This is a genomic window from Pseudomonadota bacterium, assembly GCA_039193195.1.
Lineage (GTDB): Bacteria > Pseudomonadota > Gammaproteobacteria > Steroidobacterales > JBCBZW01 > JBCBZW01.
The window spans coordinates 1-21,953 of record JBCCWS010000047.1; the positions used below are offsets into that span (position 1 = coordinate 1).

The 21,953-nt window shown below is 63.4% G+C and carries 16 protein-coding genes; 9 read left to right on the forward strand and 7 right to left on the reverse strand.

The features are described 5' to 3' along the window. Window positions 1-441 precede the first annotated feature (441 nt). Complete coding sequence (locus tag AAGA68_22920; GenBank protein ID MEM9387925.1) at window positions 442-564, reverse strand: hypothetical protein; 123 nt, start codon at window positions 562-564, stop codon at window positions 442-444. 187 nt (window positions 565-751) lie between these two features. On the opposite strand from AAGA68_22920, the gene AAGA68_22925 reads away from it, so the two are divergent. From AAGA68_22925 to AAGA68_22935, 3 genes are read left to right on the forward strand one after another with little or no spacing between them, the layout of a single operon-like run. Further along, window positions 752-2,002 (forward strand): HlyD family efflux transporter periplasmic adaptor subunit, encoded by a 1,251-nt coding sequence (locus AAGA68_22925; GenBank protein MEM9387926.1) that lies wholly within the window; start codon window positions 752-754, stop codon window positions 2,000-2,002. A 27-nt stretch (window positions 2,003-2,029) separates the two neighbouring features. After that, window positions 2,030-2,740 carry an ABC transporter ATP-binding protein gene (locus AAGA68_22930; protein MEM9387927.1) on the forward strand — a complete coding sequence of 237 codons (711 nt, stop codon included), beginning with the start codon at window positions 2,030-2,032 and terminating at the stop codon, window positions 2,738-2,740. Then, on the forward strand, window positions 2,733-5,171 hold the full coding sequence (locus AAGA68_22935; GenBank protein ID MEM9387928.1) for an ABC transporter permease: 2,439 nt from the start codon (window positions 2,733-2,735) through the stop codon (window positions 5,169-5,171). The genes AAGA68_22930 and AAGA68_22935 overlap by 8 nt, the downstream gene beginning before the upstream one ends. 48 nt (window positions 5,172-5,219) lie before the next feature. Here the strand turns inward: AAGA68_22935 and AAGA68_22940 are convergent, their stop codons facing one another. Together AAGA68_22940 and AAGA68_22945 are read right to left on the reverse strand one after the other, a co-directional pair. Next, window positions 5,220-6,023, reverse strand: coding sequence for an alpha/beta hydrolase (locus AAGA68_22940; protein ID MEM9387929.1), 804 nt, complete (start codon window positions 6,021-6,023; stop codon window positions 5,220-5,222). Between the two features lie 17 nt (window positions 6,024-6,040). Beyond that, window positions 6,041-7,252, reverse strand: coding sequence for a CoA transferase (locus AAGA68_22945; GenBank protein ID MEM9387930.1), 1,212 nt, complete (start codon window positions 7,250-7,252; stop codon window positions 6,041-6,043). A 179-nt stretch (window positions 7,253-7,431) separates the two neighbouring features. Between AAGA68_22945 and AAGA68_22950 the strand changes: the two genes are divergently transcribed. The 4 genes from AAGA68_22950 (at window position 7,432) to AAGA68_22965 (ending at window position 13,072) form a co-directional block, all read left to right on the forward strand. Then, on the forward strand, window positions 7,432-8,358 hold the full coding sequence (locus tag AAGA68_22950) for a hydroxymethylglutaryl-CoA lyase (GenBank protein ID MEM9387931.1): 927 nt from the start codon (window positions 7,432-7,434) through the stop codon (window positions 8,356-8,358). Between the two features lie 90 nt (window positions 8,359-8,448). Beyond that, the gene (locus AAGA68_22955; GenBank protein MEM9387932.1) at window positions 8,449-10,506 is read left to right on the forward strand and encodes a hydantoinase/oxoprolinase family protein; all 2,058 of its coding nucleotides are present in this window, start codon (window positions 8,449-8,451) and stop codon (window positions 10,504-10,506) included. A gap of 15 nt (window positions 10,507-10,521) precedes the next feature. Continuing rightward, on the forward strand, window positions 10,522-12,414 hold the full coding sequence (locus AAGA68_22960; GenBank protein ID MEM9387933.1) for a hydantoinase B/oxoprolinase family protein: 1,893 nt from the start codon (window positions 10,522-10,524) through the stop codon (window positions 12,412-12,414). A 43-nt stretch (window positions 12,415-12,457) separates the two neighbouring features. Continuing rightward, complete coding sequence (locus tag AAGA68_22965; protein MEM9387934.1) at window positions 12,458-13,072, forward strand: isochorismatase family protein; 615 nt, start codon at window positions 12,458-12,460, stop codon at window positions 13,070-13,072. 61 nt (window positions 13,073-13,133) lie between these two features. Here AAGA68_22965 and AAGA68_22970 read toward each other — a convergent pair whose 3' ends face one another. Next, on the reverse strand, window positions 13,134-13,583 hold the full coding sequence (locus tag AAGA68_22970) for a hypothetical protein (protein ID MEM9387935.1): 450 nt from the start codon (window positions 13,581-13,583) through the stop codon (window positions 13,134-13,136). A 2,267-nt stretch (window positions 13,584-15,850) separates the two neighbouring features. Next, complete coding sequence (locus AAGA68_22975; protein MEM9387936.1) at window positions 15,851-16,909, reverse strand: SIR2 family protein; 1,059 nt, start codon at window positions 16,907-16,909, stop codon at window positions 15,851-15,853. A gap of 592 nt (window positions 16,910-17,501) precedes the next feature. Between AAGA68_22975 and AAGA68_22980 the strand changes: the two genes are divergently transcribed. Then, on the forward strand, window positions 17,502-18,632 hold the full coding sequence (locus tag AAGA68_22980) for a patatin-like phospholipase family protein (GenBank protein MEM9387937.1): 1,131 nt from the start codon (window positions 17,502-17,504) through the stop codon (window positions 18,630-18,632). A 755-nt stretch (window positions 18,633-19,387) separates the two neighbouring features. Further along, the gene (locus AAGA68_22985; GenBank protein MEM9387938.1) at window positions 19,388-20,326 is read left to right on the forward strand and encodes a hypothetical protein; all 939 of its coding nucleotides are present in this window, start codon (window positions 19,388-19,390) and stop codon (window positions 20,324-20,326) included. Window positions 20,327-20,611: 285 nt separating this feature from the next. Here the strand turns inward: AAGA68_22985 and AAGA68_22990 are convergent, their stop codons facing one another. Further along, window positions 20,612-20,809 carry a hypothetical protein gene (locus AAGA68_22990; protein MEM9387939.1) on the reverse strand — a complete coding sequence of 66 codons (198 nt, stop codon included), beginning with the start codon at window positions 20,807-20,809 and terminating at the stop codon, window positions 20,612-20,614. Continuing rightward, window positions 20,806-21,948: a PepSY-associated TM helix domain-containing protein gene (locus tag AAGA68_22995; protein MEM9387940.1), complete on the reverse strand. Its 1,143-nt coding sequence runs from the start codon at window positions 21,946-21,948 to the stop codon at window positions 20,806-20,808. Before AAGA68_22995 ends, AAGA68_22990 begins: the two co-directional genes overlap by 4 nt. Window positions 21,949-21,953 lie beyond the last annotated feature (5 nt).

Below are 21,953 nucleotides of genomic sequence, written 5' to 3' on the forward strand. Positions count from 1 at the left end.
CGTGGGCTTCCGCCTGGTCGCAGGTCCAGATACAGCCCCGGAGGGGTAGCCACGCGTCAGCGCGCCGAAGCAGGCCCTGCGGAGCGGGCCAGCGTAGGCTGCCGCGTGGTGGGGAAGCGCGACATCAACTATGCTCGCTGACCGTCAACCTGGACCAGGGCGTAGGCGTACGCCTGCGCTGGTGTCAGCGAAGTTGCCAACATGGTGAGGAAGGCACCTCGATGGTGCCTTGCAGATGGTGCCTTGCAGAAAATGCGCTAGCGATGGATGCCTAGCGAATTGCTGAGGATCAAGCGCGGGTCTACTCCAGCGCCTTCGGCGCGCCCGGCTCACGCATCAGCTTCCGCCTTGCGCGGCCCACTCATCTCGCTCGATCCGCGCCTGCAATAGCTCCAGCACGGGGCCGACCCCCGAGATCCGCTGTCACTCGTCCGGTGGTCATCAGCACACCACCGCGTCAGGCGCGATCTCCAGGATGCGCTTGAACCAGCGCAGGAGCAGGCGCGCGGTGGTGAGCACGTCGGCGTCGTCGTCGATGACGAGGAAGGTTCCCTGGCCTGGCATGGCGGGGACTCTACCGCACGCTTGTTCGAAAACGAACGCCTGGAGGTGTTCGATTTCGAAAATCGAACGGTGCAGGATGTCGCCGGAGGGCGCTAGGTTGCTGATTCTACTGGGTGGCGATTTTTGGCATGGAAATCGCTCTACCCAAACCATGAACACTCGGAACCCGCACACCCCCGAGCACGCGATGGACCGCCCCGTTCAGCGCCGCGCCCACCGCTTCTGGATCGGAGCGGCCATCGCCATCGTTGCTGTAGCCGGCGGCGCGTTCGCCCTGCGTAGCCTCGAGCCCACCACGTCCTTCACCCTCGACGGCCAGCGCCTGCGCATCGCCGAGGTGTCCGAAGGCACCTACGAGGACTTCATCCCCCTGCGCGCGAGCGTCGAGCCCCAGCGCACGGTGTTCCTGGACGCGATCGAGGGCGGGCGCGTGGAGGACGTGCTGGTGGAGGAGGGGGCCTTCGTGGAGGCCGGTCAGCCCCTGGTGGAGCTGTCCAACACCACCTTGCAGCTGGAGGTGATCGCCCGCGAGTCCGAGATCTCCGAGCAGTTGAACAACCTGCGCAACACGGAGCTCGCCATCGAGCAGAACCGCCTGAGCCTCAAGAGCGACCTGGTGGAGATCGACTACCAGATCACGCGCCTGAGCCGTCTCGTGGCGCGCTACGAGACCCTCGAGGGTCGCCAGTTCCTCTCCAACAACGAATACCAGGAGAGCAAGGACGAGCTCGCCTACTGGCGTGCCCGCCGCGAGGTCACCCGCGAGAGCCAGGAGGTGGATGAGCGCATCCGCTTGGTGCAGGTGGATCAGCTTCGCAATTCCGTTAGCCAGCTGGAGCGCAACCTGGCGCTCGCCCGCGAGAAGCTCGACATGCTGATGGTGCGGGCGCCGCGCGATGGCCACCTCACCTCGCTGAATGCGGAACTCGGCGAGTCGAAGGCGCCCGGCGAGCGCCTCGGGCAGATCGACGATGTCGACGGCTTCAAGGCCTCCGCATTGGTCAACGAGTTCTACGTGGGCCAGGTGCGCCTCGGCCAGCAGGCCGTGTTCACCGACGGCGGCCGTGAGTACGGCCTAGAGATCAGCAAGATCTATCCGGAGGTGCAGGGTGCGCAGTTCCGCGTCGATCTGGGCTTCCTGGGCAGCGCGCCGACCGACATCCGTCGCGGCCAGACCCTGCAGCTGCGCCTGCAGCTGGGGGATTCGCAAGGCGACGCGGTGTTGCTCGCCAACGGCCCCTTCTTCAACGACACGGGTGGCGCCTGGGCCTTCGTCCTCGACGCCGACGGCACGGCCGCCCGCCGGCGACCGGTGCAGTTCGGTCGCCGCAACCCGAATCGCCTCGAGGTGGAAGCGGGCCTGGTGCCTGGGGACCGCGTGATCGTGTCCTCCTACGCCACCTTCATCGACGTCGATCGACTGCAGATCGAACGCTAACCCAACAACCTGACCAGAGGATTAGGCATGATCGAATTACACGACGTAAGCAAGGTCTACCGCACCAGTACCGTGGAAACCACGGCGCTGCGCAACGTGAGCGTCGATGTGGGCGCGGGTGAGTTCATCGCCATCATGGGCCCCTCGGGCTGCGGCAAGTCCACCCTGCTGAACGTGCTCGGCATGCTCGACTCGCCGAGCAGTGGTCGCTACGTTTTCGATGGCGAAGATGTCGCCGGCTACGGCGAGGGTCGCCTGGCGCAGCTGCGTAAGCGCAGCATCGGCTTCATCTTCCAGAGCTTCAACCTGGTCGACGAGCTCACCGTGGCGGAGAACGTCATGCTCCCGTTGCTGTACCAGAAGGTGCCCGCGCGTGAACGGCGCCAGCGCGTGCAGACGGTGCTCGAGAAGATCAATATCGCGCATCGGGCGGACCATCGCCCGCAGCAGCTCTCGGGCGGTCAGCAGCAGCGCGTGGCCGTCGCCCGCGTGGTGGTGACCAACCCCAAGCTCATCCTCGCCGACGAGCCCACGGGCAACCTCGACAGCGCCAACGGCGAAGAAGTGCTGAACCTCCTCAACCAGCTCAACGAGGAGGGCACCACGATCATCATGGTCACCCACGACGCCACCCACGCCAACCACGCGAGCCGCACGGTGCACATGCTCGACGGCAGCGTGCTGGCGGAGAACGTGGTGCCGGCGCCGCGCCACGGCAGGGAGGTGGCCCATGCTTGACAACTACCTGCGGGTGGCCTGGCGACACATCGCCGGCAACCCCCTGTTCAGCGCCATCAACGTGATCGGCCTCGCCATCGGCCTCGCCTCGTGCATCGTCATCACGCTCTTCGTGCGCTACGAGCTCAGCTACGACAAGCATTGGGTGGATGCCGAACGCACCCATCGCGTCGTACGTGATTTTTACGGCAACAACCTACGCCTGGCTGCGGTGGCGCCGCCGATCGGGCCGCTGCTTCAGCAAGACTTCCCCGAGGTCGAAGACCAGGTTCGTATGCTCGTCCCAGGGCAGGTGACCCTGACCGTCGACGGCGAGCCGCGGGTCGAGAACCACATGGTGGTGGCGGATACGCACGCCATCGACTTCCTCGGGCTCGAGGTGCTGGAGGGGGATGCTGCCTCGGCGCTCGCGAGTCCCACCTCCCTGGTGATGACCCGTCGCGGCGCCGAGCGCTACTTCGGCAGTGAGCCGGCGGTCGGCAAGACGCTGCAGCTGATGGGGCGCCTGGAGCTCACGGTCACGGCGGTGATCGAGGATCTGCCGCCGAACACGCACATGGCCTTCGAGATGCTCGCCTCGATCACGGCCGTGCCACTGCTGCTGGGCGAGGATCAACTCGAGAACTGGGGCAGCAACAACTACTACACCTACCTGCGCTTGCAATCGGGCACCTCGCCGGAGGCCCTCGAGGAACGCTTCCCCAGCTTCCTGATCAAGCATCTCGGGGAGAACGCCAACGACGGCACTGGCCTCGAGCTGCAGGCAATCGGCGACATTCACCTACACTCCAACCGCGACGCCGAGTGGCGAGCTAACGGCAGCATCAACAACGTCTACACGTTCTCGGCGGTGGCCCTGTTCGTGCTGCTCATCGCGTGCATCAACTTCATGAACCTCACCACGGCGCTGTCGACCCAGCGCGCAAAGGAGGTGGGCGTGCGCAAGGTGATCGGCGCCTCGCGCGGCCAGCTGGTGGCCCAGTTCCTGGGCGAGTCGATCTTGCTCACGGCCCTCGCCATGCTGTTAGCCGTCGCGCTGGTGGAACTCACCCTGCCGCTCTTCGCGAGCTTCGTCGAAAGGCCGTTGGAAATCGACCTGCTGAGCCCGAACGCGCTGCTGGCGCTGGTGGGTGGGACGTTACTGGTAGGGGTGTTCGCAGGGAGTTACCCGGCGCTGTTCCTGTCCCAGTTCCGTCCGGCCCAGGTGCTCAAGGGGCGGGATGCCTCGACCGGGTCGAACCTCTTGCGTCGCGTGCTCGTCGTGTTTCAGTTCGCCACGTCCATTGCCCTGCTCATCGCCACCGGCGTGGTGATGTTGCAGATGCAGTACGCCCGCAACCTCGACCTCGGCTACGACAAGTCCCGCAATCTCACCAGCGGACTGCCGTTCTTCGCTCCCCTGTGGGAGCTCTACGAGCCGATGAAGCAGGCCCTCGAGGCTCACCCCGACATCGAGTCGGCGGTGTACAGCTCGCGCGTGCCGGGCATGCAGAACCTCGATGGCGGCGGCTACGTGGGGCCGGACGTGCAGTTCACGCGTGAGAACGTCATGGCCATCGCCGACCTCAAGGTGGACTACCAGTGGTTCGACCACTACGACATCGAGTTCCTCGCCGGCGGCACCTTCCTCGAGAGCCAACGGCGGGTGGAAGCACCGACGCCGGAGAACCCGGTGACGCAGGGTGGCGCCGTGCTCAACGAGTCTGCCGCGCGCCGCTTTGGGTGGTCGCCGGAGGAGGCCGTGGGTCAGGTGATCCGTTCGGCGGCCGACGCTGACCTCACGATGTTCATCGAGCGCGAAGTGATGGGCGTGATCCCAGACATCCACTTCTCCTCGCTCCACCACGAGATCAAGGCCACCGTGTTCGCCGAGCCCAACACGGGCTACGGGCGCTCGATCTCGGTGAAGATCGCCCCGGGCGACCCGGCATCGGCGATCGCGCACTTCGAGGATGTGTGGCGTCGACTGGTGCCGAACACCCCGCCCGAGTGGGAGTTTCTCGATCAGCGCTTCGACGCCCTCTATCGGGGCGAGGGGCGCCAGGCACAGATGTTCGCCACCTTCTCGGGCCTAGCGATCTTCGTCGCCACCCTGGGACTCTTCGGTCTGGCCGCCTTCACCACCGACCGGCGGACCAAAGAGATCGGCGTGCGCAAGGTCATGGGCGCGGGGGTCGGCGACATCGTGCTGCTGCTGACGGGCGATTTCAGTCGCTTGGTGCTGCTTGCGAACCTGATCGCTTGGCCCGTGGCGTGGTTCTTCATGAACGACTGGCTGACGCGCTTTGTCTATCGCGTGCCCACCCTCGACTGGGCGTGGCTGTTCGTCGCTAGTGGGCTCGCTGCCCTGGTGGTGGCGACGTTGACGGTGGGGTTGCAGGCGAGTCGGGCGGCGATGGCAAGGCCCGTGTTGGCGCTGCGCTACGAGTAACGAACGGCGGAGGGCGGGACCTGGGAGTGGTGGGTCCCGCCTGCGCGCTCAGTGACGTTCGAGGAAGTCGAACAGGATCTCGCAGAAGGCGATCTTCTGCTCCCGACCAGCCACCACGTGGGCCACGTCCTCCATGGTCACCGCCTCCACGTTCGGGAGCAGCGCCTCGATCACGCCCGTGTAGCGCGGGCTCGTCACCATGTCTCGCGCCGCGTGAATCACGAGCGTCGGCGCCTGCACCTGCGGCAGCAGTTCGCGCACGTCGTGGGAGACGCACGCGTCGATCAGGCGGCCGTGCGTGACCTCGCGCCCGCGCAGCTCGCTCCAAGGCCCGTCCGGGTGTACCAGGCGACCGCGGTTCTCGTTGTAGAACTCCGGCAGGAAGGACATGAAGCAGACGAAGCGCTGGAAGGCCTCGAAGCCTTGCTTCACGTGCACGTCTAAGAACATGTTGAGCTGGTCCGTGAGGTAGTCGTCGACGGCGGCCCAGCAGCCCATGTTGACCATGGAGCGGACCAGGTCGGGTCGTGCGATGGCCACGCGCTGGGCGATACATGCGCCCATGCCAACCAACCCCACGAAGTGCACGCGGCGCCAGCCGAGGTGGTCGAGGAGGCCGATCACATCCTCTGCGTGCAACTCCATCGTGGCGGGGATGGTGGGGTCGTCGGAAGACTCGCCGATGCCGCGGTAGTCGATGATCAGGGTCTGGTAGCGATCGGTGAGGCCGCGGGCAAGGTTGCCCGTGTTGCCGTGGCAGTAGGTGCCCCAGCCGCCCATGCAGATGGCGGGATCGCCCTCCCCATGGATCTCGTAGTACATGTCGTGGCCGTTGATGTGCACGCTGGGCATGGTCTTGGCGCTCCCGGTTAGATGATGCCGTCGGCCTGCAGGGCAGACCGGCGTTGGGCGTCGAGGCCGAGGAGGTCGCCGTAGACCTCGTCGTTGTGCTCGCCGAGGGCGGCGCCGGCGAAGCGGATGCCGCCGGGGGTGGCCGAGAGCTTGGGCGCCACGTTTTGCATGGCGATCTCGCCGAAGCTCGGGTGGGCGAGGCGGATGATGGCGTCGCGGGCTTTGAAGTGGGCGTCTTCGAGCATTTCGGGCGCGCGGTAAATTCGACCGTTAGGTACGCTGTGTTCGTTCAGTAGATCTTCCAGACTCTTGCCGTCGAGGGTGCGGGTCCAGTCGGCGATGAGGTTGTCGAGTTCCTCCTGATGCTCGCCGCGGGCGTTGTGGGAGACGTAGCGTTCGTCCTCCGCGAGTTCCGGGCGGCCCATGGCGGCGGAGAGGCGGGTGAAGACGGAGTCCTGGTTGGCGGCGATCAGGTGTTCGCCGTCGCTCGTGGGGTAGACGTTGGACGGGGCGACGTTCGGCAGAATGGCGCCGGTGCGCTCGCGTACGAAGCCCGTGGCGTCGAACTCGGAGATCAGCGACTCCATCACGTTGAGCACGGCTTCATAGATCGCCGAGTCCACCACCTGGCCTTCGCCGGTGACGTGGCGGTGGTGGAGGGCGGAGAGGGCGCCGACGCAGGCGAAGGTGGCGGCCAGCGTGTCGCCGATGCTGATGCCCATGCGGCTCGGCGGACGATCCGGGCTACCTACCACGTAGCGTAGGCCGCCCATGGCCTCGCCGATGGCGCCGTATCCCGCACGAGCGGCGTAGGGGCCCGACTGGCCGTAGCCGGTGACGCGCACGAGGATCAGTCCCGGGTTGACCGCCTTCAGGGCGTCGTAGCTGAGGTTCCACCGCTCCAGTGTGCCCGGGCGGAAGTTCTCCACCAGGAAGTCGGACTTCTCGACCAGCGAGAGGATCAGCTCCTGGCCGGCCCTCTCGCGGGCGTTGAGGGTGATGCACTTCTTGTTGCGCGAGACGACGGGCCACCACAGGGATTCGCCGTTCGCCTTCTCTCGGCCCCAGTCGCGCATGGGATCGCCGCGGCCCGGCTGCTCGAGCTTGATCACCTCGGCGCCGAAATCCCCGAGCAGCTGGCCGCAGAAAGGCCCGGCGAGCAGTTGCCCCATCTCGAGGGCGCGCAGTCCAGCGAGCGGACCGAAGGGGGCGGCGGGGCTGTCCGACATAAGAAGCATTCCTTGTTGGCTGTCGCCAAAGCAGGGGGGATATGCCAGGATTGTATCCAACCTGCCTCGTTTCAGCGATGCTACGCGGGCTTACGAGATCAAATTCTTCAGATCGTATACAATGAGATGCCGCCTCTATCCGAATAGGAGCTGACCGGGGGCGTCCGTACGGGGGCGTATTGAGCAGCAACGCGAGCCAACCGCGGCAGCGCGTGGAGATCGTGGAAGTGGGGCCGCGCGACGGCATCCAGAGCCAACCCACGCTGCTGAGCACCGAGCAAAAATTGACGTTCGTCGAACGGCTGATCAGCGCAGGGGTGCGCAGAATTGAGGTCGCTAGCTTCGTCAATCCCAAACGCGTGCCGCAGATGGCAGACGTGGATGAGTTACTCGCCCGTCTGCCACGCCCCCCGGGCGTACGTTACCTGGGCCTGGTGCTGAACGAGCGCGGCTACGAGCGCGCCCTTGCCACGCAGATCCATGAAGTGAACTGCGTGGTGGTCGCTACCGACACTTTCAATCAACGCAACCAACGCGTGACCACCCAGGAGAGCCTGGAAGCCGTCGGCCGCATCGCGCAGGCCGCGGCGCGCGATGGCGTAACCTGTGGCGTCACCATCGGCGCTGCTTTCGGCTGCCCCTTTGAGGGCGAAGTCTCCCCGCCGCGCGTCGTGGACCTGGTGAAAGCGCTGGAAGACTACGGCGTGGCCGAGGTCGCCCTAGCGGATACGATCGGTGTGGCGGCACCCAGTGATGTGAGCCATATGCTCGACCTGCTGGCCCAAGCCGGCTCGCCGCCGCCGCGATGCCATTTCCATAACACGCGCAACACGGGTTTGGCCAACGCCTACGCGGCCCTCGAAGCCGGCGTGCGCGCCCTGGATGCGAGCTGCGGTGGCGTGGGCGGCTGCCCCTTTGCGCCCGCCGCCACAGGCAATATCGGAACGGAAGATGTGCTGTACATGATCGACCGCATGGGCTTCGATGCGCGGATCGACATCGAGGGCATCATGGACACGACCCGCTGGCTGGGCGACATTCTCGACGCGACCATGCCGGCCATGGTCACGCGTGCAGGGGTGTTTCCCGCGCCGCCCGCGGCCTGAGGACGATGAGCAGCATTCACCCGCGCGGCGACCCGTGTCGTCGCGCACCGGTCGGCGTTCAGCGTCGACCGATACGACTAGGAGAGGGCGATGAGTTATCGGTTGGGAGTGGACGTCGGGGGAACCTTTACCGACGTGCTGTTGATCGACGAGCGATCCAGCCAGATTCATACAGCCAAGGTGCCATCGACACCGGCCGATTCCTCCATCGGCGTGCTCAACGGAATCAACAAGGTCTGCGAAAAATCGGGGGTGGACCCCACGGCGATTTCGCACGTCATGCACGGCACGACCGTCGCCACCAACACGGTGCTCACGCGCACCGGGGCTCGCGTGGGCCTCATCACCACCAAGGGCTACCGTCAGGTGCTGCAGATCGCACGCTCCTACGTGCCCGGTGGCCTCGGCGGATGGGTGATCTTCAACAAGCCTGAGCCGCTCGCGCCCCTGGAGCTGACGCGCGAGGCTGACGAGCGTACGTCCGCCAGCGGTGAGATCGTCGATCCGCTGCAGGAGGACTCGCTGCGCACGTCGCTGCAGGAGCTCAAGGCCAAGGGCATCGAGGCGCTCACGGTCTCGCTGATCAACTCCTTCGCCAACGACACGCACGAGAAGCGCATTCGCGAGATCGCTCACGAGGAGATGCCGGGGATTCCCGTGTCCATCTCTGCCGAAGTGATCCCGGAGATGCAGGAGTATGAGCGTACGGTGACCACGGTGGCGAATAGCTACGTGAGGCCAAAGGTCGCAGCCTACGTCAAGAACTTGAGCGACGAGCTCGCCAAGCAGATGAACGATGTGAAGCTCCACATCCTGCGTTCGGACGGTGGCCTCGCCTCCGCCAAGGCGTCCCAGGAGCTGCCCGTGAGCCTGCTCATGTCCGGCCCCGCCGGCGGCGTGACCGGCGCCGTGTGGATCGCGGGGCAGGGCGGCTACAAGAACCTGCTGACCCTCGACATGGGTGGCACCTCCACGGACGTGGCGCTGGTGAGCGAAGGCGCTGCCCAGCTGCGCCGCGAGACGAGCGTGGACGACGTGACCGTGCGTGCTTCTTCCGTCGATGTGCGCACCGTCGGTGCCGGCGGCGGCTCGATCGCCCACGTGCCCGAACTGACCAAAGCCCTACGCGTAGGGCCCGCATCTGCCGGTGCCGATCCCGGCCCCGCCGCTTATAAAAGGGGCGGCGAGGAGCCGACGGTGACCGACGCCAACGTGGTGCTCGGCTACCTCCCGAGCGACTCACGGCTTGGCGGCGACATGGAGATCAGCCGCGAGCTCGCCGAGAAGGCCGTACAGAAGGTGGCCGACGCGCTGGACCTGCCGCTAAAGAAGGCGGCCGCCGGCATCATCGATATCGTTAACGAGAACATGTTCGGCGCCCTGCGCCTGGTATCGGTGGAGCAGGGGCATGACCCACGCGACTACGCCCTGATCGCCTTCGGCGGGGCCGGGCCCTTACATGCGAATGCCCTGGGCAAGCTGATGTCGTCCTGGCCGGTGATCATCCCGCCGGGCCCGGGCGTGCTGTGTGCGTACGGTGACGCCACCACGAGCGTACGTGATGAAGCGTCGCGAACCTTCATCCGTCGCTTCTCCGAAACCTCCCCGCAGGAGGTGGTCGATATCCTCGAAGAGTTGGGCGAGCAGGCCGCCGCGTCACTGGACGCGGAGAACGTGCCGCGCGCCGAACAGAATCGAAGCGTGCAGGTGGACCTGCGCTACCTCGGCCAGGGCTTCCAGCTCACCATCGACACCACCCTCGACGCCCTGCGCAGCGAGGGCCTAGATGCTGTAGGCAAGCAATTCGAAGCGATGCACACGCAGCTGTTCACCTTCGCCCTGCCCGTGGAGCTCGAGATCGTCAACCTACGCGCCGTCGTAGAAGGCTCAGGTACCGAAGTGACCGCCGAGAAGGTGGAGAGCGGCGGCGCCGATGCCGCGGCGGCCGCCATCGGCAAGCAGGACGTCTTCATGGACGATGAGGATCGGGAGGCGGTGATCTACGATCGCTCGAAGCTGAAGGCCGGCAACGTGGTCCCAGGGCCCGCCATCGTGGTGGAGATGGACTCGACGTCACTCATTCTCTCCGACCACAACGGCACCGTTGACGAGTACGGCAACATCATCATCCGCCCGGTTGGCGCGTAAGGTAGGTAGAGCACCATGACCGCAACAGTTGTTCAGACCAACGAGACGCCCTTCGCCAAGGTGGACGTCGATCCCATCACCCTCGACATCGTCGAAAACGCCCTGCGCAACGCGCGTTACGAGATGGACACGGTGCTGTTCCGCACGGCGATGTCCCCAGGCATCCGCGAGCAGCACGATGAGTTCCCGATGATCGCCAACCCCGACGGCAAGATGGTCGTCGGCCAGTTTGGCTCCTTCATCCACGGCTTTATGGAAGGCTACGACGGCACCATCGAAGAGGGCGACGTGATCCTCACGACAGACCCCTACGAGTGCCGCGGCGCCATCTCCCACGCCAACGACTGGCTCGTGCTACGCCCCGTGTTCGCCAGCGGCCGCCTTATCGCTTGGGCCGCCATGTTTGGCCACATGACCGACATCGGCGGCAAGGTGCCCGGCTCCCTGCCGACCGACGCACGCCAGATCTACGAGGAAGGCATCGTGGTGCCGCCGACCAAGATCGTGAAGAAGGGCGAGCTGCAGGAGGACATCTTGAAGCTCATCCTGCACAACTGCCGTCTGCCGCACTGGAACCTATCGGATTTCAACGCCATCCTTGCCGCGTGCCGTACCGCCGACCGGCGCATCCAAGAGATGTCCGTGCGCTTTGGTGAGGACGTGATCGTAAGCGCCATGCAGGAGCTCCTCGATCGCAATCACCGCGCCATGCATCACCTCATCACCACGCAAATCCCAGAGAAGAAGCAGTTCTTCGAGGACTACATCTGCGACGACGGCATGGGCATGGGGCCCTACAAGATTCGCTGTGCCATGTGGCGCGAGGGTGACAAGGTCATCTTCGACTTCGAGGGCACCGACCCGCAGTCCATCGGCAGCATCAACTTCTATCTCAATGAAGAGATGTTCAAGATGTTCTGCGGCGTGTTCATGATCATGGTGTTCGACCCGCAGATCCTGTTCAACGACGGCTTCTATGACCTGATGGAAGTGCGGATTCCGGATGGGACGCTGCTCAAGCCGCAGCGGCCGGCGGCGTTGTCATGCCGAACGCATGCGTTGGGTCGGATCTTCGATGTGATCTCTGGACTCTTCGGCCAGGGCAACCCGGACTTCCTGTGCGCCGCGGGCTTCTCCGACAGTCCTCACTTCATGTACTCGGGGTACAAGGAGGATGGGGAGTGGTACCAGCTGTATCAGATCGGCTTCGGCGGTATTCCCGGCAAGCCGATGGGTGATGGGCCTGATGGACACTCGCTGTGGCCTGCGTTCACGAACGTGCCCAACGAATTCCTCGAGTGCAACTTCCCGCTGCGTATCGATGTGTACGAGACGCTGGCGGACAGTGGTGGACCGGGGATGCACCGTGGTGGCAACGGCTTGCGCATGGGCTATCGCTTCCTGGCCGACGGCGAAATCTCGATCCATGACGATCGCTGGCTGACCTACCCGTGGGGGGTGAACGGCGGGCTGCCCGGCGAGCGGAGCCGTAAGATCCTCGTGCGCACGGACGGTTCCGAAGAGCTGATGCCTTCCAAGTGCGATCACGTGAAGGTGAAGAACGGCGACCTGCTCTACTTCGACACCTGGGGCGGTGGCGGCTGGGGTGACCCGTATGAGCGCCCGGCCGAACGGGTGGCGCAGGACGTGGAAAGGGGCCTGGTGACCCAGGAGGGTGCCCGTCGCTACGGAGTCGTTGTCAACGAGGACTACACGGTGGACGAGGGTGCGACCGAGGCTCTGCGGACGAAACTGCGCGCGGCGCGGCCGGAGAAGAAGCTCTTCGACCGCGGCGGCGAGCTCAGCGAGCTGATCGAGCGCTGTGAAGCTGAGACTGGCCTGAAGCCTCCGAGCAAACCGCAGTTCCTCGCCCGCTTTACGCGCGGCGCGACCCGCGGCGCGGCCTAAGGGACTCGTTTAAACCGGAGCCGCCGCGGCGGGGAGGCAAGCAATGGCTGAGCACGAGGATGCAGGATACGGCGCAGTACCGGTGGGCTTCGGCCAGCGCGCCGCCGTGTTGGTGGTGGATTTCCAGAAGGGGTTTACCCAACCTGAGTACGAGCTGGGCAAGTCCGAGCATGTGGCCCGTGCCGTGGCGAACACAGCGAAGCTGCTGGAAGTGGCGCGGCCACGTGGGCTGCCCGTGGCGAAGTGCTACACAGCTTACGAGTCCAAGCGAGACATTCCCTACTGGAAGGTGGAGGTGCTGTACAAGGACTTCTTCTACGGGCACCCCTCTACGGAAATCGATGAGCGTGTGCACGATCCGGAGCACGACTTCACCTTCTGCAAGACGGCGCCTTCGATCTTCTTCGAGACGCCGCTGAAGACGTTTTTAATCAAGCATCAAGTTGATACGGTGATCATCACCGGGTGTACTACTAGTGGCTGTATTCGGGCGTCGATCATCGATGCGTTTTCTAATGGGTATCGGGTGATCGTGCCGGAGGATTGTTGTGGGGATATGGCGGAGGGGCCGCACCATGACAATCTGCGTGATGTGGGGCGGCGGTATGCGGATGTGGTTACCTTGGAGGAGGTGATCACTCGTCTTGCCGGGAGCTAAGTGGGGCAGACTTGCGCCCGCGGTCTCGTGATCTAAGCCAGCCGCGCGGCCCTTAGGGGGACTACCGCGCCAGCGCGGCGAGACGACGAAAAGTCGACGTTGTGGCGAGATCTGACGCAACACTCTCTACGTGATCTAGCAGGTCTGGGAGATCAAACGGGACAACCGCACGATCGGACGTACCGATGGACAGGTCCAACAGCGTTAACAGTGCTTTGGCCTTGTCTTTGCTATCCACTTGCCTGATCTTGGGTTGCCCATCGGTGTCTCCGTAGAGCCCGTACTCAAGGCTGGACCAGCAGTCGAAGGGCACGATGAATCGCTCGATCGCAGCGACGGCGGCCGAGAAACGATCGCCTGACGCGGCGGGAATTTCCACCAATGACTTGCTCACGCCGGGCGTCGACAGCGACTGCTCTTGCGGCCACACCTCCTTTAGAAAGGGCTCCACTGCCGAGTCGAAGATGGCCTCTGGCGATAGCGCTGGATCGCTTGGAGCCCCCGCAGCCATCTCGCGGAGGAACTGACTGACTGATCCGGCAGCGTGTACTCTAGCTTCACCGTCGAGTGAGCGAAGCACCTGCTGAACCCTTGCATGAGATACGGCTGGCGTTCTCGATAATCGCAGTGAATGCAACGATTCAACGACGAGACTGAAGATGAGAGATCCCTGAGACTCACGACCAAGTCCTCTATCTGGAGCCCGCTCTGCCATGCTCGCCCCAATGACTTTCAGCACCTCGTGATAGCGTGTTCTGAGAGCAACCGCCCTCCATAGCGCTACCGACTCCGATGAGTCCGATAGCAGAGGCTCAACCAGGTGCTCTCGGGTCCATCGATCATCGGCGGCCAGGAAGTAAGGTAGCTCGGCGATTAGCCGGTGACGAGTGATTCGGCCCGAGTGTCCAGGGGCGTTAGCGATGTCGTCTCTCATCCGTGCTAGGTCAGGGTTGGTGGCGAACGGAGTCGGCTCTGCATGGAGCTTGGGGAGCCCAGCGAGAAACAACCCCACCATCTTGCCCGTGGGGGTGTTGAGTGTATCTAGATCCATGGGCTCGGAACTGGAGCTGGACTCGATAACGGTATCGAGGTCGGTCCTTCCCTCCGTCCTCGGGTCATTGTTCGTGGCTGTGACTGAAACGGGCCAGAGGCGCTCCCAAACGGCCATGGTATTCGGATCTCTCCACACGCACGCAGCCCAGTTGGAAATCCAGGTTGTGATGCCGCTGACTGCCTGCAAAGTGGTCGCATCGGGCAGTGTGTGTAGTGAATCCATGAGTCGGCTGGCGAGCCTCTGCTTGGCGCCATCTGGTCGCTGATCGGATGGCTGATGTGCCCAGCCGAAACGCTCCCACACCCTTGGAGCTTCCCCAGCGCGATCTCCAGCCGCATAGAAGTCATCGACAAGCTTGTCGGCGTTTCCTGCTTGGTTGATCCAGTCCTCCGCCCCTTTTGCTGGATCATCGCGCCAACTGCTTCGGGTGCTTCCCAGAGCCCCTTCGAGTGCCGTCAGCCGTTGGAGTCCAGTGAGCGAATCGAAGCGACGGTCGGGGGTGTCGGGTACGCTCTCGACTCGAATAGACTCGGGGAATCCATGGTCGACCTGCGTCATTGCGGACAGGTCTGGGAAGCGGACTATCCTTTCGGCTAGCCACGCCTCATCTTCTGCAGGAAGCGCTGCGCCGGCGGCTCTGATGCGCTGGAGTTCCCGTGCCGCCCAATGGTGTCTCGCGTCGTCCAACGCGGATGATGGGAAGTCTCTCGCCCATAGGTTCTTCGGGGGCAGTCTGCGGATACGATTCGCTACCCGCTTTTGGGCAGTAACGCTCATGTCACGGAATCTGCGCGCTCGCAGCTCGGCGATCTCTGGGAACTCCCCTACGTCCCAGTACTGTCGGTTGCTCCGTGACTGGAGAAAGCTGACTACAGTGCTGTGGTGAGCAATTGCTGGGTCTCTTGCGAGGGCTGCCCACAGACGGGTTCGGATCGGGTCGAGGCAAGCTCTCCACTTCTCAACGAACTCCATTGCGCCGCGCTTATCAATCTCAAATAGTCGGCTCACCACCAAATGAAGTAGTTTCGTTGCCGGCGATACCCCGGAGCTGAATCGATCCGGCTCTTCATCGTCAGCGTGGTAGTGATCGGCAGGCACATAGTAAACTCGCTTGATTTGGCCTAGTCTCCAGCTTGTGGTCTCGCCATCCCAACCGAGTCGCCGCGCAACATCGAGTCCTCTAACCACGGCGTCTTCTAGGGCGTTTGCCAGGGCGAGGGCAAACCCTGGATCCGAGACCTCACTCAGCTTTAGAACTTTCGGATCGATCTGCGGCCCACTTGTCAACGACGCGAGGAACAGGTCTTCCACTCCTTTGGGTTCCGTTGGCTCTTGTGAGTCATTCCAGTACCTCTCTGAGAGGCGGGCTACCTTTAGTCGCGGTGCAACTCTCTTTACGATCGAATCGATTAAGTCGCTTGAGCTATCGCCAGCATCGATTCTCGCCTGAGCTTGACGTGCCGCGGTCGAGCCAGGCTCCTCCGCGAACGGTTGAGTCCAGCTGTCGGCAATGAGGCTCCAGGCAGTTCGCCATGGTTCGATGAGCGGGCGGTCTGTTGTCCCACGCAACAGATCTATGATTGCGCGCCGCTGTGGCCAGTCGCCCCCTGATAGGGCCAAGGCCCAATTGATTGTCCGGCGTTCCTCGAGCCTACTCTCTAGGAAAGCAGACGTGGCCTGGTACACGCTCTGATCGCGGTCATCTAGGGAGTGCCAATGACGAGTCATTTCCGTTCTTCGCCTCTGGGTTCCCGGAGAATGGCAACTATGCGATCGAGCCAGCCCAGGTCAGGCTTAGACTTCGACGCTAACCTAGTCAATCGATTTCTCTCTCTCGAGTTGCCTCGCCGAACAAGGTGATCAAAGAGGTCTCGTTCCGCGTCCGTGGCTGCGTCAACGGACTTGTTCACGATGCTCGTGAGCGTGCGTTCTATGACTTGTTGCTCGCCGTTGATTGCAGATAGTTGTGACCAGCGTGTCAGCGTGTCCAGCAGTGCGGCGTGCGAGTTCTTGCTGTCGTACCAAATTGGCGTAATCCCTCGGGACCTCCAGTCCTGCATTTCGACCCTGTCAATGCTCTCGGAGCCGACGAACACGAAACGCTCTCTCACGTCTGGAAACCTCAACCCGTCTGCCGCCACAGCATTCAGCAGGTAGCGCATCGGGGGATCGTTTGCCTGATATCCCACCAACACGAGGTTGAACAGCCTAGCCGCGTCGTGGATGAAGTCTGTTGCCATTCGTCGTCGCAGGTAAGACTCGCCAAAGTCCTGATCAGACAACACGAGGTCAGATGGATCCACCGGGTCGCGTTTGAGGGCACCATGAATGTGAAGGATGCCGGCAAACTCTCTACTTCGGCCGGGCCTCGGAATGGCGCCGAGGGAAGATGTCGTTGTTTGCAGCCCTAGCGATTGCGCGGCATCCTCCAGGAGTAGGTCGAAGTTGGTCGTGGCAAGCGCCGTAGCAACGCCACGGTTTGACAGTTGAATGAGGGCCTTGTGGATAGGTGATGGTTTGGGGTTCAGCTTGGACAGAGTGTCTCTTACGGCTTGCCTGACCTTGCTAGTCTCGCTCGCTTGAGAGTCTATTCGTCTCTCGAGCATACCTAGCGTCACATCGAATTCGGATCGTTGGAATCGCCTCAACTCTACGATCTGTTGATCGGATAGATCGAAGAGGTCGAGTTCCGAGATTTCCAGCCTCTTCTTCGCATCATCGGCTTCAGCGATCAGTTGCAGAGACGTGTGAGCGCGCGGGTCGAGTTGGGCGTAGATGTCCAAAACCAGGCGCTTGAAGCCAGGCAGACCAGAGGGTTCCGAAACACCTGCGCCAGCGATGAAAAGAACTCCGCCTCGAGAGTGAGAAAGCAGTAGGCGCTCAGGGATCCCTGGGAGTCCCTTCGCAAACGAAACCACTCGCTCGCGTGGAGTTTCAGGATTGCGCGTTGCCAATCGTGTGCTCCCCGTAGCCCAGCGGCCTCCATGGTGTCCTCAGGTGTGCCAAGGTGATCAAGAACTCACAGATTCCAAGTTGCCCACAAGTTGCAAGTGACTTGGTGGTGCGATCAGTGCCCTGCTTGGCCAGTGCTGGGCAGTCTCCGCCGCCAGTCGGGCTAGGCCCAGGTCGAAGGCTGATCGTGCGGGGGGCTGAATCCATGGTCGACCGCCGCGGGCGAAGGATGACCATGATACCTTGCATGGAAAGATATGCGCACAACCGCACCCAACTCACCTTCGGGCGCTGTGAAGGGCGCCGTGTACTGCCGCAACGCGGTAGGCGAACGGCGGCGCGGACCGCGGCCCACATGTATCATTTGAGTTAGCCGTTAGGAAGCACACGCGGTCTGGAGACAGGTCGCAACAGGAGCACACCATGTTCAACCCCGACCAGAAACGCCTGCTCTCTCTCGATGGCGGTGGCATCCTCGGTGTCATTTCCCTCGGTGCGCTGCGTAAGATCGAACAGGATCTACGCGCGGTTACCGGAAAGCCCGATCTGCGGCTCAACGAGTTCTTTGACTACATCGCGGGCACCAGCACCGGCGCCATTATCGCGGCGGGCCTGTCACTTGGAAAGACGGTGGACGAACTCGAGAAGCTCTACGTGGAGGAGGGCGCGGATATCTTCGACAAGAAGGGCTTGGCAAAGCGCCTCTGGACGCGCGGCCGCAGCAGCTATTCGCACAAGAAGCTGACAGCTCGACTGAAGCGCGAGTACACCGAGAAATCGATTCTGGAATTGCAGAATGAGGCGCGCTTGTCGCGCGACAAGCACCTTATGGTTGTGACGCGCAATGTGGAGACCGACAGCCCCTGGCCGGTGAGCACCAATCCGGCGGCGAAGTACAACGATCCGCAGCGTAAAGACTGCAACCTCAAGATCCCGCTTTGGCAGTTGGTGCGCGCGAGCTCGGCGGCACCGACGTACTTCGCACCGGAGCGGCTGCAGTGGGACCCCAGCGATCCGGACAAGCAGTTCTATTTCGAGGACGGTGGCGTTACGCCCTACAACAATCCCGCTTTCTTGCTCTTCAAGATGGCGACCGCTCCCGAGTACCGATGCGGTTGGGAGAGCGGCGAAGACAAGATGATGCTGATTTCCGTAGGCACTAGCTACAGCTATCGGCTGCTGCCCGATCCCCATTCTGGTGGTGAGGGCCTCATTGCCACCGCTAAGACCCTCCCGCGGGAGTTCATGCTGGCGATGGCGATCGAGAACGACCTGAGTTGTCGCTGCCTTGGCCGATGCGTTGCCGGTCTGCCCTTGGACAGGGAGGTGGGTGATCTGATTCCCGCCGACGGAGCAAAGACGGACCGCCGCTTCCTCTATGCGCGCTACGATGTCGAAACGTCTGCGCAGGCGCTAGCGACGGCAGGCTTGGGGGATATCGATCCGGACGGTTTGGTAATGGACAACGTCAAGGCCATTCCCGATCTTCAGCGAATCGGTCGCAAGCTTGGCGAAGCGGTGGATCTGCGGGCTCAGTTCGCGCCCTTCCTGTAGGGTGCTATCGGCAGCCGCAACGGCTTGTGCGGCCATTCGCCATTGGCGATTTGAATGATAGATACAGCGATCACGAGCTCTGCCTGAACGTGTCAGGCGAGCCGCTCGCGGTTCGATTCCCCGCCGGGCTCCTGGAAGACGCTACTGGCGAAGTGAATGAACTGTTGCAGATTTGGGTCAATCGTCGTTAGGGGTTCGGCGACCGCAAGTGAGCGGCGCCGCGGGGAGAGCACGTTTCCGCTCGGCGTCGCGGACTCGCAAGCGAGCGGCGGGTCTCGGCGGATCAGGCGTCCTCCTTGAGTGATCCCGCGGCCTGCCCCGCGAAAGGGCAGGGTACTTGGGTTGCGTTCACGGGCGTGCCCAGAGGCCTACGGTGGCGACTGCTGTCTCCCTATCGAAGCTGGAAGCTTCGACGTTTGTGTGGAGCACCGGTCAGTCTGGGCACCATCGATCGCACTACGACGATTGCCTGCAACGCTATTGCAGCGGGGGAGCGCTTGCGGATTGCAACTGAATGGGGTGCGATCCAGTTAAGACACACACTCGCGCCCTTACCCCGCCAGTGTGCCAGGCCCGGGAGCCTGCGTGGCACAGGGGCCGGGCACAACCTGCGTTGGGGAACGATGTACCGGATGTCCGCCCTCCTCCCAACGTGGCGAAGACAGACGCGGGCGTTCTCTTCTACTGCCGGCGTCGTTAAACTGCTGGTATGGCCGGGCATGGACGTGCTGGCCGTAACCGCAGGAGCTTCGACGATGCGACTAACGCGCAACTCCCTAACCGCCGCTGCAGCCCTGCTGCTCCTACCGGCGCTGGCTCTCGCTTCCGACGATATCTCGGCCACGAAGCTGGGCGGCACGCTCACCGTCGTGGGCGGTGGCTTTTCGGACGCCATCTACATGACCTCGCCGGCGCCTGGTGTGGTGGTCCTCATCGGTCGGGACGGCACCACGATCAACGGCCTGCCCGCGGTGGGTTTCGGGGCCATCAACTCGGTTCAGATGGGCCTCGGCGGCGGCGGCGATGTGATCCGGTTTGCCGGTCTGCGGCTGGCGGGCGATCTCACGATAGACCTCGGCCCCGGTAGCGACGTCATCACGGACTTCGCCGCGCTGCGCGTCGGCGGCACGTTTCGGATTGTCACGGGCGAGGCCGGGGGGTCCGATCGCATTGCACTCGCCGATACCTTCGTCGGCACGGACTTCTTCATCAGCACTGACGAGGGGCCCGTCAACGTGGAGTTGACGGGTGTGCAGGTGCGGGGGAATCTCGTGGTGGATGCTGGCACCGCCGACGATTCCGTGACGCTGCGTGAGGCTACTGCCGGTACAATCAACATCCAGACGGGCGTCGGCAACGACGCGGTGACGCTGTCGGGGGTGAGGGTCAACGCCCTGGAAACCAACACCGGTGAAGGCACCGATTCTCTACGCATCGAGCTCACCGACGCGTTCGGAATGATCGATCTCAACACGGCAGGCGGTGATGACGTTGCCGCGCTGACGGACATCACCGCTACCGGTGATTTCCGAGCGCAGTTTGCAGACGGTATGGACACGGTGAGTGGCACCCGCGTGCAGGCAGCGGGCATCGCTAGCTTCGATGGCGGCACCGACGTTGATACGCTAACCGACACTGAAATCGTCGGCGACGTAGAGACTCAGATCGTCAACTTCGAGGTGATCCTGCCCTAGGCGCGGGGCTGTGCCCTTGACACGCGGCCATGGGTCCGCCCTGCTTGCACCAGCGCCCTCCGTCGCGAGCGTACACCGGTGCGAGCGCCGGTTCTCGACGAACGCCCTCGTCGGAGTACGGGCGAGGGGTACTCATGGCATCGTCAACTGGCCATATCCTCGGGCAACGCGCCTTGCCAGTCTCGCGACCTTGGGCGGTTGAGGGTTCCTGATCGGTTGCCTCTGGCGACGTCCTCGCTACCAGTGTAGGTCTTATCACTTTTATACTTGATACTATCAGATATATTAGCTTTTGCGCGATAGAAAGGCGCGGAAGGTAAACCTCGCGGCGTAGGCGCCCACGGCAGCCAGTGCAACGCCCGAGACCACGTCCACCCACGCCTCGCTGACCAGCGCTGCGTAGAGGGCAACGGCGCTGACAGCCCCAGCCGCAAGCGGGACGGCCCACAGGCGCCTCAACACGCCGCCCTCGTGCTCGCTCACGAGACGCCTTGCGCGGGCGCCGCGGCCACGCCGTGCTGCTGATGACGCGCCCGTCGGCGACGTAGCCACAAGGCCACCCCGCTCCACAGGAGCACGATCGCTCCCACATCGAGCACAAACCAGGCGATCTTCAGCGTTAGCCCGCCGTAGTCGCCGAAATGCAAAGGCTGTGAGAGCAGCAGAGCCTTGAGATACCAAGGGAACTCGGGCGCGCCGACGAACTCCCCCGAATAGCCGTTGACGATCACGGGTTTGAACAAACGCGAGGCCAGGGGCGAGCGCCCGGTCTGAAAGATCAGGTAGTGGCGATCGCTGGAGAATTCCGTGCCGGGGAACATGGCGAAGTAGAAATCGGAGTCGGGCAGTTGCCGGGCGGCTCGGCGGTAGGCTTGCTCGAAGGAGCTAAGCGTAGCGTTCGCTTCAACGGACACCGTATCCGAGGCGACGGCATCCCTGACGCCAGTCATCAGCCACAGCTGAATGATCGGCGCCCCCACCGTGTTGATCGCGCCCGTGAGTGCCACGGTGAACAACCATACCGCCAACACCATCCCGAGGCCGTTGTGCAGCCAGGACCAACGCTGCCGTTGGCTGCTGCGCGCCGGAGGGCGCTCGTAGGTGCGGTTGCCCATGAAGGGCACGTAGATGACGACGCCGCTGATCAGCGCGATGAGTAGAAACACGGTCATCAACCCGAGAAACAGGGTGCCGAGCTGCCCGGCGAACAGTTCGATGTGCAGCTGCGCCAAAACCCCGAGCACGCCGTCGAACTCGCCACCCGCGGCAAGGATCTCCCCGGTGGCGTTGTCCAGCTGCACCTGCTCGCTCTCCACCAGGGGGGCATCCACGCGTTTCCCCATTCCGACGACCGTGATGCCCGGCGTGGTCGGCTCGCGGATCACGAACTGAGGCACCGCTTGCGGTCGAGCGGCTTGCACTCGCTGGAGCAGGGTATCGAAGTCCAGCCAGCTACTCTCGTCTGCGGCTCCCGCGTGCGCGTGACCAAGTGAGTCGAGTTCTTCAGCGAACACAAGGGGAAGACCGGTGATGCAAGCGAGCAGTACAAAGGCCGTACAGATGAGGCTCGACCACTTGTGTACCCAGTACCAGCGCGCGAGCCCCCGGTTGGCGGTGTCCATGGCGG